Annotated in this window: 11 protein-coding genes; 6 read left to right on the top strand and 5 right to left on the bottom strand. The window is 71.4% G+C overall.

The genetic code is table 11. The features are described 5' to 3' along the window. Window positions 1-2: 2 nt before the first annotated feature. The 5 genes from AB0F03_RS18430 to lysX are packed head-to-tail and all read right to left on the bottom strand — an operon-like array spanning window position 3 to window position 8,330. Window positions 3-1,076: an acyl-CoA dehydrogenase family protein gene (locus AB0F03_RS18430; protein WP_361992644.1), complete on the bottom strand. Its 1,074-nt coding sequence runs from the start codon at window positions 1,074-1,076 to the stop codon at window positions 3-5. A 1-nt stretch (window position 1,077) separates the two neighbouring features. After that, on the bottom strand, window positions 1,078-2,232 hold the full coding sequence (locus AB0F03_RS18425) for an acyl-CoA dehydrogenase family protein (protein ID WP_361992641.1): 1,155 nt from the start codon (window positions 2,230-2,232) through the stop codon (window positions 1,078-1,080). A 10-nt stretch (window positions 2,233-2,242) separates the two neighbouring features. Then, entirely contained in the window at window positions 2,243-6,325 is a 4,083-nt protein-coding gene (locus AB0F03_RS18420) for an amino acid adenylation domain-containing protein (RefSeq protein ID WP_361992821.1), read from the bottom strand. Window positions 6,326-6,330: 5 nt separating this feature from the next. Beyond that, complete coding sequence (locus AB0F03_RS18415) at window positions 6,331-7,455, bottom strand: M20/M25/M40 family metallo-hydrolase (protein WP_361992638.1); 1,125 nt, start codon at window positions 7,453-7,455, stop codon at window positions 6,331-6,333. Next, entirely contained in the window at window positions 7,452-8,330 is an 879-nt protein-coding gene (gene lysX, locus AB0F03_RS18410; protein ID WP_361992635.1) for a lysine biosynthesis protein LysX, read from the bottom strand. The genes AB0F03_RS18415 and lysX overlap by 4 nt, the downstream gene beginning before the upstream one ends. Before the next feature lie 248 nt (window positions 8,331-8,578). Between lysX and AB0F03_RS18405 the strand changes: the two genes are divergently transcribed. The 6 genes from AB0F03_RS18405 (at window position 8,579) to AB0F03_RS18380 (ending at window position 14,199) form a co-directional block, all read left to right on the top strand. After that, on the top strand, window positions 8,579-9,310 hold the full coding sequence (locus AB0F03_RS18405) for a sulfotransferase family protein (RefSeq protein WP_361992633.1): 732 nt from the start codon (window positions 8,579-8,581) through the stop codon (window positions 9,308-9,310). A gap of 152 nt (window positions 9,311-9,462) precedes the next feature. Next, window positions 9,463-10,014, top strand: a complete 552-nt coding sequence (locus AB0F03_RS18400; RefSeq protein WP_361992630.1) for a hypothetical protein — start codon at window positions 9,463-9,465, stop codon at window positions 10,012-10,014. A 1-nt stretch (window position 10,015) separates the two neighbouring features. After that, complete coding sequence (locus tag AB0F03_RS18395) at window positions 10,016-11,068, top strand: BtrH N-terminal domain-containing protein (protein WP_361992628.1); 1,053 nt, start codon at window positions 10,016-10,018, stop codon at window positions 11,066-11,068. A gap of 43 nt (window positions 11,069-11,111) precedes the next feature. Beyond that, entirely contained in the window at window positions 11,112-12,407 is a 1,296-nt protein-coding gene (locus AB0F03_RS18390) for a DegT/DnrJ/EryC1/StrS family aminotransferase (protein ID WP_361992625.1), read from the top strand. Continuing rightward, the gene (locus tag AB0F03_RS18385; RefSeq protein ID WP_361992623.1) at window positions 12,404-13,246 is read left to right on the top strand and encodes a transketolase; all 843 of its coding nucleotides are present in this window, start codon (window positions 12,404-12,406) and stop codon (window positions 13,244-13,246) included. Before AB0F03_RS18390 ends, AB0F03_RS18385 begins: the two co-directional genes overlap by 4 nt. Beyond that, a complete protein-coding gene (locus AB0F03_RS18380) occupies window positions 13,243-14,199 on the top strand; it encodes a transketolase C-terminal domain-containing protein (RefSeq protein ID WP_361992621.1) in 957 nt (318 codons plus the stop codon). The genes AB0F03_RS18385 and AB0F03_RS18380 overlap by 4 nt, the downstream gene beginning before the upstream one ends. Window positions 14,200-14,213: the final 14 nt, after the last annotated feature.

Raw genomic sequence — 14,213 nt, 5'->3', positions numbered from 1 at the left:
CCCTATGCCCGGATCGTCGCCGCGGCCGGAAGCTCCGTGCCGGCCGCGGCGCGCCGCGCCGCTCGGACGCGGTCGGCGCCGACGATCCGCCACAGCGCGGCGGGAGCGCCGTACCGGACGGACTCGGCCGCGGCCAGCCGGAAGTACCGGTGCAGACCCAGTTCCGCCGTCATGGCGCGCACCCCGCAGCTCTGCATGCTCACCCGCACCACGTCGCGCGCGGTCTCGGCGGCCATCGCCAGCGCCATGACCGGCGCGGTGCCGAGGGCGTCCGGCTCCGCGTCGACCGTCCAGGCCGCTCGGTACACCGCCGCCCGGGTCGCGCGCAGCGCCACCAGGGCTCGCGCCAGCGGGAACGCGACCGCGGGCAGATCACGCAGCCGGCTGCCGAACTGCCGCCGGAAACCCGTGTATTCCACCGCGGCCCGGTGCGCGCCGCCGGCGATGCCCAGCAGGTAGGCGGCCTGCCGTAGCCGCGCCCGGGTGAGCGGACCGGTGGGCGAGTCGTCCAGAGTCCCGAGCACGTCCGCCGAGGTGACCGGCGTGGCATCGAACCGGGCTACCGGTGGCCAGCACCCGCTCTCCGTGGTGCAGCCCGGCGCCCCGCGCTCCACCGCGACGACCACCGGCTCGCCGCCCGTCCTGGTCGCCACCAGAAGTGTCCCGGCGCTCACGTCGTCCACCGTGACCGTGCCGGTCAGCTCCCAGCCACCCGCTCGCGGGATCGCGGTGACCCCACTGCCGACCGGCAGCGCTTCCCAACCCGCCAGTGCCGCGCCGGCCGGACCGCCCACGTCGGCTGCCGTCGCATCGGCCCGGTAGGAGTTTCCGCAGGCCGCGCGGCCGAGCTCCTCGCTGACCAACACCCCGGCCGTGAGGCCGAGGTCCAGGCCGCCGGCGGAGGCCGGCCGTTCGAAGTCGGCCGCGCCCAGTGCGTCGAGCACCGTCCGGGTGGGGCCGAGGGCTCCGTCTGTGACGGGTGCGCCGTGCAACTCCATCCGGGCGGGGACGCCGGCAAGACCCGTACGCACCGCCTTGCGCAGCTGGAGGGCGAGCGGATCGGGGGTGAGGTCCATGTCAGTGCTCCTCCTGTCCGAGGGAGTCGAAGGCGGCGGCCATGATCTGGAGCATCACCTCGGAGGTCCCTGCCGACAACGTCAGCCCGGGCGCCTCCCGGTAGGCGGAGTCCAGGATCACGGCGGCCCTGCTGCGGTTCGCCCGCTGCTCGGGGCTGGGGATGTCGGCGGCCCACACCGCGATGCTCTGGGCGAGTTCACTGCTGTGGTACTTGGCGACGGCCGTCGAGACCTGGTCGACCCGGTCCGACGCGAGACCGGTGAGGACCTCCCAGGCGAGGACGTGGTCGGCGGTCAGCGCGCCGTACCAGCGGCCGAGCTGCTCCAGGCGGTCGTCCTGCGAGGAGCCCGGGTCCCCGTCGAGCAGCGCGTCGAGCGCGGCCTGGAGCCAGTGCTCCGCCTTGAGGTGGTAGTCGAGACCGGTGCGTTCGATGGCCAGTGCCTCGTTGAGCAGCGGCCACCCCTCGTCGCGCGGACCGAGGAGGTCGTCGCCCGGCACCGGAACCGAGTCGAGGTCCACCCGGTGGAAGTGCTCGTCGCTGACGCCGGGTATCACCGACACGGTCACACCGGGGGCGCCCATGTCGACCAGGAACAAGCTGATTCCCTGGTACTTCCCGGCTCCCGGCGTCGTACGGGCCGCGCACAGCCCGAGGTCGACGAAGCGTGTCTTGAGGCTGAACACCTTCGTGCCGGTGATCCGGTAGCCGTCTCCGTTGGGCTCGGCCACGGCCCGTAGCGCGCCGAGATCCGATGCCGCGTCCGGTTCGGTGTAGAGCACCGAGGCGAAACTCTCCCCGCGTGCCAGCGCGGGCAGATACCGGCGCTTCTGCTCGTCGCTGCCCGCCATCAGCAGGAACTGGCCGACGATCTGGATGGTGTTGACGTGGAAGGTGTCCGGCACTCCCGCGCGCACCAGTTCCTCGGCGACGATCGCGGCATCGGTCAGCGGACGGCCCTCCCCGCCGAACTCGACGGGCCAGTGCACGGCGAGCAGGCCCAGCTTGCCGAGCAGCCGGTACAGCGGACGCGCGTCCGGCTCGACACCGTCGGCGCCGGTGGCCTCCGCCGCCGCGGCACGCACCTCGGCGGAGCGCAGGGCCTCGCGCACCTCCGCCCGGAACCGTTGTTGATCCTCGGTGAATCCGAACCGCATGTACGTCTCCTCAAGAGGCAAGCGTCTCTTCGATCGCCGCGACGACCCGGCTCAACGCCGGTTCCGTGAACAGGGTGTAGTGGTCGCCGGGTACGCTCTCGGTCCGGAACGGGCCCGTGCACACCGTCCGCCACTGCTCCTCCATGGCGATGTGGGGTGAGGCGGTGAGCACGGTGACCGGTCCGCCGTACGTGCCCGGCGGGCGGTACGCCTGCATGGACAGGGCGGAGGACCGAAAGGTCTCGAAGCGGGAGGAAAACTCCTGGTCGCTGAGTTCCAGTTCGACACCGATGCGGGTCAGCGTCTCCCTGACGTCGGCCACGCCGGCGGCCGGATCGTCGAGGACCGCGCGTACCTGAGGGCCGTCGCGTCCCGTCAGCCTGGCGACGTCGTGCACGAACCGCTGCCGTACCGTCGCCTCGTCGAGGGGGACGGAGTCCTCGTCGTAGGCGGCGTCCAGGAGGACCAACGGCGGTCGTTCCCCGGTCTTCCCCTCGATCTGCCGGGCGACCTCGAAGGCGAGCACACCGCCGTAGGACCAGCCGGCCAGGCAGCACGACGGGGGCAGGCCGGCTTCCAGCAGGGAGTGCGCGATCCTGGCGGCGGTCGCCGCCAGTCCGTCCTGGGGAGCGACGACGGCGTCGCGTGGATCGGCGGCGAAACCGGTCACCCCGATGTCCTCGCGCAGTGCCCTGGCCAGGGGTATGTAGCAGAACAGTTCACCGCCCGACGGGTGCAGCAGGATCGCCTGAGCCGGACCCGATGCACGCATCACCACCGGGGCCCGGTCGGCGCCCGGCGCGGCCTGCCGTCCGGACAGGCTCTCCAGCGCACGGAGCGGATCGCCGTCGTCGTCGCGCCGTGCGGCGCGGACGGTGTCGACGGTGGCGGCGAGGTGGGCGACGGTGGGCGATGCGAAGAAGTCGCCGAGCGCGAGCTCCACCCCGAACCTGCGGTTGATCGCGGACATCAGCTGCACGGCCTGGAGGCTGTTGCCGCCGGCCAGGAAGAAGTCGTCGTGCACGCCGATCCGGTCGTCGTGCAGCAGGGGAGCGACCACCTCGCGCAGCAGCCGGCGCTCCGTCGCGGTGAGCGTCTCGTCGCTGACTTCCTCGCCCGTACGGCTCAGGTGCGGTGCGGGCAGTCTGCGCCGGTCGACCTTGCCGCTGCTGGTGAGCGGCAGCTCGTCCAGGACCACGAAGAACGACGGGATCATGTACGACGGCAGGAGCGTGCCCAGATGCTCGCGCACCGCCGGCACCTGCTCCTCGGTCACCCCGGTCAGATGGCCGACCAGGTGCTTGTCCCCGTTGCCGTCGGTCCACGCCCGTACGCTGACCGGCCCCATTCCGTCGAAGCCGGTCAACGCCGACTCCACTTCGCCCAGTTCGATCCGCAGTCCGCGGATCTTGACCTGCTGGTCGATCCGCCCGAGGAAGACGAGCCGTCCGTCTGCCAGGCGCTTCACCAGATCTCCGGTCCGGTACAGCCGCCCGCCGGGTGCGGTGCCGAACGGGTCGGCGATGAACTTCTGGGCGGTCAGCTCCTCCCGGTTGAGGTAGCCGCGCGCCAACCCGGCGCCGCCGATGACGAGTTCGCCCGGTACACCGACCGGCACCGGGCGCAGGTCGCGATCAAGCACGTGTGCCACGTGGTTGGCCATGGGCAGGCCGATCGGCGGTGAGGTGTCCCAGCTGCCCGGGCACTCCTCCACGATCATCGTGACCGTGCACTCGGTCGGCCCGTAGCCGTTGAACAGCCGCCTGCCCGGGTTCCACCGGTTCACCAGCTCACCGCTGAACGCCTCGCCGCCGACGAACGCGATCCGCAGGTCGGTGAACCTCTCGGGCGTCAGCAGCGGCATCACGGTGGGAGGCAGGTCGATGACGGTGATGCCGACCCGCTCCATCAGCGACTGGAGCCGCTCGACGGACAGCCGTTCGTCGTCGGTCGCCAGGCACAGACGGGCTCCGGTCAGCAGCGCCGAGAACGTCTCGAACACGGAGACGTCGAAGGTCACCGAGGCGAACCCGAGCACCCGGTCGGCCGGCGTCAGGTCGAACAGCTCCCGGGTGGAGTCGATGAAGTTGACGACACCTCGGTGTTCGAGCAGCACACCCTTCGGCTTGCCGGTGCTGCCGGAGGTGTAGATGACGTACGCGACGTCGCCGGGCCGGGCCGCGAGCGGGGGATTGTGGTCGGGCCGCGCCGTCAGTTCCTCGCGGACGTCGTCCAGGGTCAGGACGGGCGCGTCGACCTCGCTCAGGGTCCTGCCTGTCTCGGCGTGTGCGATCACCATCCGCACGCCCGCGTCGGCGGCGATCTCCGCGACCCGTCCGCAGGGGTGCGCCGGGTCGAGCGGCACATACGCCGCGCCGGTCTTCAGCACCGCGAGGATCGCGGTCGGCACGTCCACGTTCCTGCGCAGGCACAGACCGACCCGAGCGCCCGCCCCGACGCCGCGCTCGCGCAGCAGGGCGGCGAGCCGGTTCGCCCGGGCGTTGAGTTCGGCGTAGCTGGTCTCGACGCCGGCGACGACGACCGCCACGCCGTCCGGGGACTCCTGGACGCGCGCCTCGAACTCCGCCACGACGGTCGATTCGCGCAGGGGCCGCACCGGGCCCCGGCCGACGTCGGCCAGGAACTCCTTGTCCGCCGGGCTCAGCACCTCGGCGGAGGACAGGGGGGCATCCGGGGCGGCGGTCAGGGTGTGCAGCAGTCCGTCGTAGTGCCGGGCGAACCGCGCGATGCTCTCGGCGTCGAACAGGTCGGTGTTGAACTCGACGGCAAGGGGGGTGTCGGCTCCGGGGGCCGCCTGCTCCACCAGGTGCCAGCTCATGTCGAACCGGGTGGTGCCGGTCCGGACGTCCTCGTGCGAGGTGGCGACACCGGGCAGGCCGGTCGTGGTGTCCGCGGGCTCCACACCGAACACGATCTGGAAGACCGGTGAGCGCGACGGGTCGACCACAGGATCCACCGCATCGACCAGCTTGTCGAACGGCAGACCGCCCCGCTCGGACGCCTCGGACGAGACGTGCCTGACCCGCTGGACCAACTCGCGGAAGGTCGGGTCGCCGGAGACGTCCGCGCGCAGCACCCGCATGTCGGTGAAGAGCCCGATCACCGGGGACACGGCGTCGTGCCGACGGTTCGCGTCGGGGGAACCGATCACCAGGTCGTCCAGGCCGGAGTAGCGGTGCAGCAGCGTGAAGAAGGCGGCGAGGAGGACGTCAAAGGGGCTCGCTCCCTCCTGCCGGGCCAGTTCCCCTGCCCGCTCCAGGGCCTCGTGCCCGACGGTGCGGCGGACCGTGCCGGCGGTGAAGGTCCGGGTCTCGCCCCGTGGCCGGTCGGTCGGGAACTCCAGTACCTCGGCCCCGGCCAGCCTGTCCCGCCAGTACGCGGCGAGTTCGTCCAGTTCCGCGCTGCCGAGCCGGTCGCGCTGCCACACCGCGTAGTCCGGGTACTGCACGGGGAGGGCGGGCAACCGTGGTGCGTCGCCGTCGCGCGACGACCGGTAGAACTCGGCGAGGTCGCGCATCAGCACGCCACGCGACCAGGCGTCGCAGACGAGGGTGGGTACGTGGAACAGGAAAAGGTGGTCGTCCGGCGCCACCCTGATCAGCATCGCGCGCCACATCGGCGTCCGGCTCACGTCGAACGGCTCGTCGACCCGTCGCTCGACCAGTGCCCGCGCGGCGGCCAGCCGCTGCGCGTGGTCGTCCCCCGCCACCTCGACCACCGGCAGTTCGACCGGGACCTCGGTGGCGACGACCTGCATCGTGGCGCCCTCACGCGCCGTGATCGTGGTGCGCAGCGCCTCGTGCCGGGACACGACCGCGGCCAGCGCCGAGCGCAGCGCGCCCGTGTCCAGTCCGCCCCGCAGACGCAGGCACAGCGGCGTGCCGGAGGCCGGGCCGTCCGGCACGCAGTGGTCGAGGAACCGCAGGGTCTGCTGGGCGGGCGACAGCGGCGCCGGACCTGTGGTGCCCCGCGACGTGGGGCCTCGCCTCGCCACCGCTTGCGCATGCTCCCTCAGCCGGGTGAGGAAGCGCGCGCGGCGCTCTGCGGGCAGCGCGGCGAGGCGCTGGGTCATGTCGGTCACCTGAGACTCCTCACGGGCAGCGGCGCGTCGGCCACCCGATCGTCCGAGCGCACGGGCACGCGAGCCAACTCCGAGATGGCGGTGGTCAGTACGTCGATGCCGCGCACGTATTCCGAGAGCACGATGTGCTCGTCGTCGGCGTGATCGAGGCTGCTGTCGCCCGGGCCGTAGGTCGCCATCGGGATGTCCCAGACCTCGGCGAGGGTATTCATGTCCGAGGTGGCCGTCTTCACCACGAGGCGTGGCCGGGCGTGCAGGTGCCGGATGCCGGACACCAGCGCGCGCACCACCGGGTCGGCCCGGCCCACCCGGCAGGCCGCCACCGAGTTCACCACGTCGAGGTGGCCGGCCGGCAGTCGCTCACGCAGCCCGCTCACCAGCTTGTCGACGTCGAATCCCGGGGGGATGCGGATGCTGAGGTCCGCCGACGCCGCGGTCAGATCGCCGTTGATCCGGCACAGGGTCGCACCCGGCTGGTCGAACACGCCGTGGCTCGCGTCCGGTCCGAGCAGATCGACCAGCGCGTCCCAGCAGGCGACGGCCACTTCGGACGCCTTCGGCACCGGGTTGCTCGGATGGGTGGCGGGACACTTGACGGTGTAGCGCAGGTCCAGCTTGCCCTTGTAGCCGAGCACCACGCTCGACCAGCCACTGGGCTCGCCGATGATCAGCGCGTCGGGCCGGGCGTGGGTGGCGCGGATCGCCATCGCGCCACGCGAGCGCGGGGTCTCCTCCTCGACCACGCCGACCACCACGATCCGGCCGGGGAAGTCCACCGCGCCGGCCGCGGCACAGATCATTGCCGCGAGCGGTCCCTTAGCGTCCACCGCGCCGCGGCCGTAGAGTCGGCCGTCCTCGGAGCGGACCGGGAACTGGCCCGAGACGGTGTCCAGGTGCCCGAGGAGCATCACGGTCGGGCCGTCACCGCGCTCGATCACGCCGATCACATTGCCCACGCCGTCGATGTGCGTTCCGAAGCCCAGGCCCGTCATCGCTTCGGCCAGGTAGTCGGCCAGCTCGCGTTCCTGGTAGGAAGAGGAGGGGATCTCCAGCATCTCGCGCAGCAGTCCGGCGGCGTACGTCTCGGTGACGGTGCCGGAAGAAGTGAACGCCCAGTTCATCGTTGCGCTCGTTCCAGTAGGTGGTCGATGATGTGGTCCGCGACGTCGACCCGGTCGGCGAGCGCGGATTGGAAACCGGAGAACTCGACCCGGTGATTGACCTCCAGGACCAGCAGCCGGCCGTCGCGGTCCTCGATCAGATCGACCCCGGCGATGTCGGCGCCGACGGCGGCGGCCGCGTTGAGGGAGAGCTTGTCGATCTCCGGTGTCACCTCGCACGGCAGGGTCCGCCCGCCGAGTGCCACATTGGTCCGCAGGGACTCGCCGGTCCGGTAGACGGCGCCCAGCACTTGACCACCGACCACGATCACCCTGATGTCCCGGTCGGGCTTCCGGATCAGCTCCTGCACATACCCGAGGTGCGACTGCGGGCCGGGCAGCGCGGCGGCGTACTCCAGCACCCCTTCCGCACCGGCCCTGTCGGGCAGCCGGACCACCAGCCGGCCCCATGAGCCGACCAGCGGTTTGATCACTGCCGGATAGCCGATGGAGTCCAGGGCGGCCAGCGCGGCCTGCGGGGTGAGGGCGAGCGCGGTGCGCGGAGTCGGTACCCCGGCCGCCTCCAGGGCCAGGGTGGTGCGCCATTTGTCGCCGCACACCTCGGTCGCGTCCGCGCTGTTGACCACGTCGACCCCCGCGGCGGTGAGGCAACGGGCCGCGTACACCGCGCGGACCTGACCGATCTCCCGGTTCAGCGCGAGACTCCAGGGCTGGTCGCGCCGACCGCCCAGGAACCACTGCCGGCGCGTGTCGACATGGTCGAAGGGGACGCCCCTCCGGTCGAACGCGTCGAACAACCTCTTCTCGTCCGCGCCGACCCTGCTGGCGAGCACCGCGATCCTGCGGTCACCTGGGCGCCCCGGTGTCGCTGTCACGTGACCTCCGTTTTGGAATCACTGGTTGGCCGGACGGCATGACCGGCCCTCCTCGTAGAAAGGAAATTATGCGCGGAGCCGCACCGGGTGCGTCCGCGGGAAGTTTATGCGCGGGTGCTCATTGCGTTGGCTCTCCCCGCTGCTGCTGCGAATTCTGATTACCTGGCTCCGGAGGTCGCCGTGCCATTCTTGAGTGGGTTCGAATACTTGCCGCAAGAGTTGACTGACGGCAGAGAAGAGGGGCAAATATGGGGCACGAATCGAAGCGGATCCCGGTGCTCGCCCTGTGGAGCGCGCCACGCTGCCGCTCCACCGCGTTCGCACGGATGATGACGGAGCGGAACGACCGGGTCGTCGTACATGAACCGCTCTCGCGCGTGGTCGACTTCGGCGAGGTGGAGGTCGGCGACCGGATCGCGCGCGACGAGCGGGAGGTGCTCGCGGCGCTGCGTGCCGTCGCGGCCGAGAAGCCGGTGTTCTTCAAGGACACCACGGACTTCCACTACCCGGCGCTCCTCGCCGACGAGGATTTCCTCTCGGCGGCGACGCACACCTTCATCATCCGCGACCCGGCCGAGGCCATCGCATCGCACCATGCGCTCAACCCGGACCTCGGCCGCGACGAGATCGGCTTCGCCCGGCTGCACGAGATCTTCACCGCGGTACAGGCCGCCACCGGCACCACGCCGGTGGTGATCGACTCCGACGATCTGCTGGGCCGGCCGGCCGAGACCGTGCGGGCGTACTGCGCGGCGGTGGGCATCCCCTTCCTTCCGGACGCCCTGAGCTGGGAGCCGGGCATGCGATCGGAATGGCGATCGACCAGCAAGTGGCACCGCTCGACCAGTGAGACCACCGGCTTCACCCGGAGCGGGAGCGCCGGAGCCGAGACGGTCGCGGCGGACCCGGTGCTGAGCGCCTACCGCGATTACCACCAGCCGTACTACGAGAAGCTGCGCGCCGTCGCGCTCCGGCCATGACCGCTCGTACCGGAACAGTCGACATGATTAGGCGGCGGATGCGCCTGGCGGGGATTCGGCTGTTCAGGGTAGTTACCGTGCGGACGAAGGGTCTGGACGACCGGACTGGGTTTGGAATGTAAGGCGGTGTTTCAGTGAGTCTCAGAACAAGAATGTACGAACCGGTCGACATTTCCGGCCATCGCAACAACACGGCCATCTCCGCGGCGACGGAGACCGGAGCGGGCGCGTTCAATGTATGGAGAAACTCGTTCGCGGCCGAATACCTGCCCGCCGGCGGGAGCCTCGTCCACGTGGACGGTGTGCCCTTCGAGTTTCCTCCGGTCTGCGACGGGCCGGACAACGTCCGCTGCGCCGGACAGTTCATCCGTGTGCCCGAGGGCCGCTACGACTGGATCCATGTCCTGGCGGCGTCCGAACGGCGCTGCGAGGACACCGTCGAGCTGAGCTTCGCCGACGGCTCGGTCGACACGGAACCGCTGCGGGTCTCCGACTTCTGGGCGGCACCCGCGTGGTTCGGCGAGGTCAAGGCGTTCGAGAGCCTCGTCATGCACTACCCGCACCACGTGCAACGTGGTGTTCCGGCGGTGATGTGGGCGCAGCGGGTGCCGGTCACCCGGCGGGCCGGCCTCACCGGCATCCTGCTGCCCCGCAACGTCGCGGTGCACGTCTTCGCGGTCACCCTCCAGCGGACGGAGACCTGACATGACCGTCGACGTGACGACACGGACCTACATGATCACCGGTCCGGAACCCGAGTGGTGGTACCGCGACCTCGTCAGCTGCCTCCAGTCGACGTTCGGTTCGGTCCTGATACGGGAGGGCGCCGACCCGCTGGCCGTGCTCGGCGCGGGGTGGCGGTTCCTGCACCTGCCGGGTGACATCAGGTCCGAGGAGTTCTACTACCCGTGCCCCACCGGTGAATCCGGTGACACCGATCTCGGTGCCGCGCTGGCACCCCACCACGACCTGCACGCGCGCTGGTGGCAGCCCTCCGACGAGAACGACGTCTGGCGAGAGATGCGTGCGGCGCTGGCCGACGACCGCCTGGTCATCGCGGCCGTGGACAACTTCCACCTGCCGTTCCGGCCCGCGTACGCAGACGTGCACGCCGCGCACCTGGTGGTGGTCTACGGCCTCGACGAGACCCGTGGGGTGGTCCACGTCTCGGACGCCATGCCGCCCGCGTTCCGAGGTGCCGTCCCGATCGAGAAGTTCCTGCTGAGCTGGGGCTCGGCCAACCCGACCGACGTCCAGGACGCGTTCTTCAGCGACTCACGGATCGGCCGGCGCTGCCTCGACGTCCGCCTCGGCACTCCGCCGGCGCCGTTGACGCCCGAACTGCTCGGCGGCTACCTGCGCACCGACACCGACGGCTTCACCACGGCCGGCTCCGCCCGTACCGGTCTCGCCGGATACGACGCGTTCGCCGCGGAACTGCTGGAGCGGTGCAGGGCCGGGGACGCCGGCGCGCTGCGCGAGCTGTACCCGTTCGGCTGGGCCATGCAGGCGCAGGCGTCGCTCCACGGTGAGCTGCTGCGCCGCTGCGGCCGCGCATGGGACGATCCGGCGCTCGCCGGAGCGGGACGCGCGGTCGAAGCCGTCGCGCACGCGTGGACCGGACTGCGGTTCACCGGTGCACACGGACTGGCGGACCCGAGCGCGGCCGCCTCCGACATCGCGCACCACGCCAGGACGCTGCGCGGCGCGTACGAGCGTGCGGTCGCCGCCGTCGGAGGGGCGGCGGTGCGGCTGTGACCACACACATATCGACCACCGTGGCCCTGTGGAGTGGAGAGTGATGAGCAAGCTGGCAGCGTTCGGCGGCACGGCGGCCGTGCCGAGAGACCGGCGCCGTGTGCAGTGGCCGTTGGTCGAGGAAGAGGACCGCAAGGCCGTCCTCGACGCGCTCGACGGCGCACGGCTGGTGTCCGACACCGACGGCGTGAACCCGGTGTCCGACCTGGAGGAGAACTGGGCCCGCCGTTTCGGTTTCGCCCACTGCGTCGCGGTGTCCAACGGCACCGCGGCCCTGGCCCTGGCACTCGCGGCGCTCGGCGTCGGACCGGGTGACGAGGTGATCGTGCCGGCGCTCAGCTTCATCGCGACCGGCCTCGCCCCCGTGCACCAGATGGCCGTTCCGGTCTTCGCCGACATCGATCCGGTCACTTTCAACATCGACCCGGACGACGTGGAGCGCCGGATCACACCCCGGACCAAGGCGATCATCCCCGTGCACCTGCACGGCGCGCCCGCCGACATGGACCGGATCACGGCGATCGCGCGCAGGTACGACCTCGCGGTGATCGAGGACGCCGCACAGGCGCCCGGGGCCACCCACCGCGGGCGGCCGGTCGGCGGGATCGGTGACGCGGGGACCTTCAGCCTCCAGGTCAGCAAGAACATACCGACCTGCGGCGAGGGCGGCCTGCTGGTGACCGGCGACGCCGACCTGGCCGAGGCGATGCGCCGCGGCCGACAGTTCGGCGAGGTGATCCAGGCCGGCCGGGAGCGCGACTACGTGTCCTACGGCCTGGGCTGGAACTACAAGATGAACGCCCTCCAGGCCGCGTTCACCAACGCACAGCTCGCCCGGTACGACGGCTACGAGCGCGCGCGGCAGCACAACGTCACCGAGTTCCTCGCGCGGCTCGCGCAGCTGCCCGGCCTGCGGGTGCCCACCGCGCTGCCGGACACCACCCACGCCTGGCACATCCTGCGCTTCCGGTTCGACCCGGCCGCGTTCGGCCTGGACGGGGTGCGGCCGGAGGCGCTGCGCTCGGCGATGCGGCGACTGCTGCGCGCCGAGGGCGTACCGATGTCGCAGTACCAGCTCATGCCGCTGCCCGACCAGAACGTGTTCGTGGACCGCGTCGGCTTCGGCTCGGGCTACCCGTGGTCCGTGACCGGTGCCCGTGGAACGGTCGCGGGTGCCGGCTACCCGGTGACCCGGGCGGTCATCGCCGACTCCCTCACCATCCAGAAGCGTCACCTCCACCCGGCGGCGGGCGAACTGCTCGGCATGTACGCGGACGCCTTCGAGAAGGTGTGGGCGAACAGGGACATGGTGGCCACGCTCGCGAAGGCGGCCTCATGACCGTCACGCCGGTCCTGGAACGGGACACCCTGGGCACGGTCGCCGCACGTATCCGCTCCCATGTCGTCGACATGTGCGCGGGGCCCGAAGGCGGCCATCTCGGCGGTGCGTTCTCCTGCGCCGACGTGCTCGCCGCGCTGTACTTCTCGGTGCTGGACGTGGATCCGCTGCGGCCGGACGACCCGGATCGCGACCGCTTCCTGCTCAGCAAGGGCCACGCCGCCGTCGGCCTCTACGCGACGCTGGCCGAACGGGGTTTCTTCCCGGTGGAGGAACTCGCCGGATACGGCCGCCCCGGCAGCCGGCTGATGGGCCATCCGGTGCGCGCGGTGCCCGGTGTGGAGTTGCCGACCGGATCGCTCGGCCACGGACTCGCGCTGGGCTGCGGCTTCGCGCTGGCCGCCCGGTACGCCGGACGGGACGCGCGCACCTTCGTCCTGCTCGGCGACGGCGAGCTCCAGGAGGGCTCGGTCTGGGAGGCGGCCGTCGGGGCCGCGTCGCTGCGCCTCGACCGGCTGGTCGCGGTGGTGGACCGCAACGGACTCCAGCTGACCGGTTCCACCGACGGCATCGCGCCGATGGAACCGCTGGCCGACCGCTGGCGCAGTTTCGGCTGGGCGGTCCGCGACGTGGACGGCCACGACCCGGAGCGGCTGGCGGAGCACCTGAGCGCCGCGCCGTGGGAGCCGGGCAAGCCGAGCGTGCTGATCGCCCGCACGGTCAAGGGCCACGGACTGCCGTTCCTCGCCGGCCGCCCTGCCAGTCACTACGTGACGCTGTCGGCGCGCAACCACGCGCGGGCGGTCCGCGCCCTGCGAGACACGGACACGACCGGATGAGCCGCGCGACCCGGGAGGCGTACCGGGACAGTCTGCTGCCGCTGCTCAAGCGGTATCCCGAGCTGATGTGCCTGGACTCCGACACCGGTCTGTTCAACGCCGCGTACGCCGAGGCGGCCGGCGAGCAGTACCTCAACCTCGGTATCGCCGAGCACAACCTGATGGGCATCGCCGCCGGGATGGCGGCGTGCGGGCGGGTCCCGTTCGTCAACACGATGGCCGCCTTCGCCACGTCCCGGGCACTGGAGGCCATCAAGATCGACATCGCCTACAACCGGTTGCCGGTCCGCGTCATGGCCACCCACGGCGGTCTCGCCGCGGGCCATCTCGGTCCGACGCACCAGGCCCTGGAGGATCTGGCCGTGATGCGTGTGCTGCCCGGGATGACCGTGGTGGTGCCCGCCGACGCCGCCGCCACGGAGGCGTTCGTCGAGCAGAGCCTCGACCTGCCCGGACCCCTCTACGTCCGACTCGGCCGCAAACCGACGCCGGACCTGCCCGCGGCCCCGCCGCCCGTCATAGGGAAGGCGCAGACGCTGCGGCAGGGCGGCGACGTGGTGCTCGCGAGCTGTGGTCCGTACCCCGTGCTCGCCTGCCTAGCCGCGGCGGAAGTCCTGGCTGCGCAGGGGATCGGGGCGACCGTGCTGAACATGCACACCCTGCGGCCGTTCGACACGCAGACGCTGGTGGCGGCCGCCCGGCCGGCCTCGCTCGTAGTGACGCTGGAGGAGCACTGGCGCGGCGGCGGTCTCGGTGGCGCAGTGGCCGAAGCACTGGCGGAGACGGTGCCCAGGAGAGTGCTGCGACTCGGCATGCCGGATCAGTTCGTCGACACGGTCGGCAACCAGGAACACCTCGTCAACCACTACGACCTCACCGCGGAGCGGGTGGTGAGGACGGTCCGTACCGCCCTCGACCGCGGCCGCGCCGACCTCGTCCCCTCCCCCTCGTGACACGTGGACCCCCG

Origin of the sequence: Streptomyces sp. NPDC028722 (assembly GCF_040637655.1) — a bacterium.
Classification (GTDB): Bacteria; Actinomycetota; Actinomycetes; order Streptomycetales; family Streptomycetaceae; genus Streptomyces.
This window is presented reverse-complemented; position numbering and strand designations above follow the sequence as displayed.

Excerpts from the sequence above, each read along its gene's own strand:
- AB0F03_RS18400 (WP_361992630.1), top strand. The coding sequence starts at position 9,463 with ATGTACGAACCGGTCGACATTTCCGGCCATCGCAACAACACGGCCATC.
- AB0F03_RS18405 (WP_361992633.1), top strand. The coding sequence starts at position 8,579 with ATGGGGCACGAATCGAAGCGGATCCCGGTGCTCGCCCTGTGGAGCGCG.
- AB0F03_RS18390 (WP_361992625.1), top strand. The coding sequence starts at position 11,112 with ATGAGCAAGCTGGCAGCGTTCGGCGGCACGGCGGCCGTGCCGAGAGAC.
- AB0F03_RS18420 (WP_361992821.1), bottom strand. The coding sequence starts at position 6,325 with ATGACCCAGCGCCTCGCCGCGCTGCCCGCAGAGCGCCGCGCGCGCTTC.
- AB0F03_RS18395 (WP_361992628.1), top strand. The coding sequence starts at position 10,016 with ATGACCGTCGACGTGACGACACGGACCTACATGATCACCGGTCCGGAA.
- AB0F03_RS18415 (WP_361992638.1), bottom strand. The coding sequence starts at position 7,455 with ATGAACTGGGCGTTCACTTCTTCCGGCACCGTCACCGAGACGTACGCC.
- AB0F03_RS18380 (WP_361992621.1), top strand. The coding sequence starts at position 13,243 with ATGAGCCGCGCGACCCGGGAGGCGTACCGGGACAGTCTGCTGCCGCTG.
- AB0F03_RS18425 (WP_361992641.1), bottom strand. The coding sequence starts at position 2,232 with ATGCGGTTCGGATTCACCGAGGATCAACAACGGTTCCGGGCGGAGGTG.
- AB0F03_RS18385 (WP_361992623.1), top strand. The coding sequence starts at position 12,404 with ATGACCGTCACGCCGGTCCTGGAACGGGACACCCTGGGCACGGTCGCC.
- AB0F03_RS18430 (WP_361992644.1), bottom strand. The coding sequence starts at position 1,076 with ATGGACCTCACCCCCGATCCGCTCGCCCTCCAGCTGCGCAAGGCGGTG.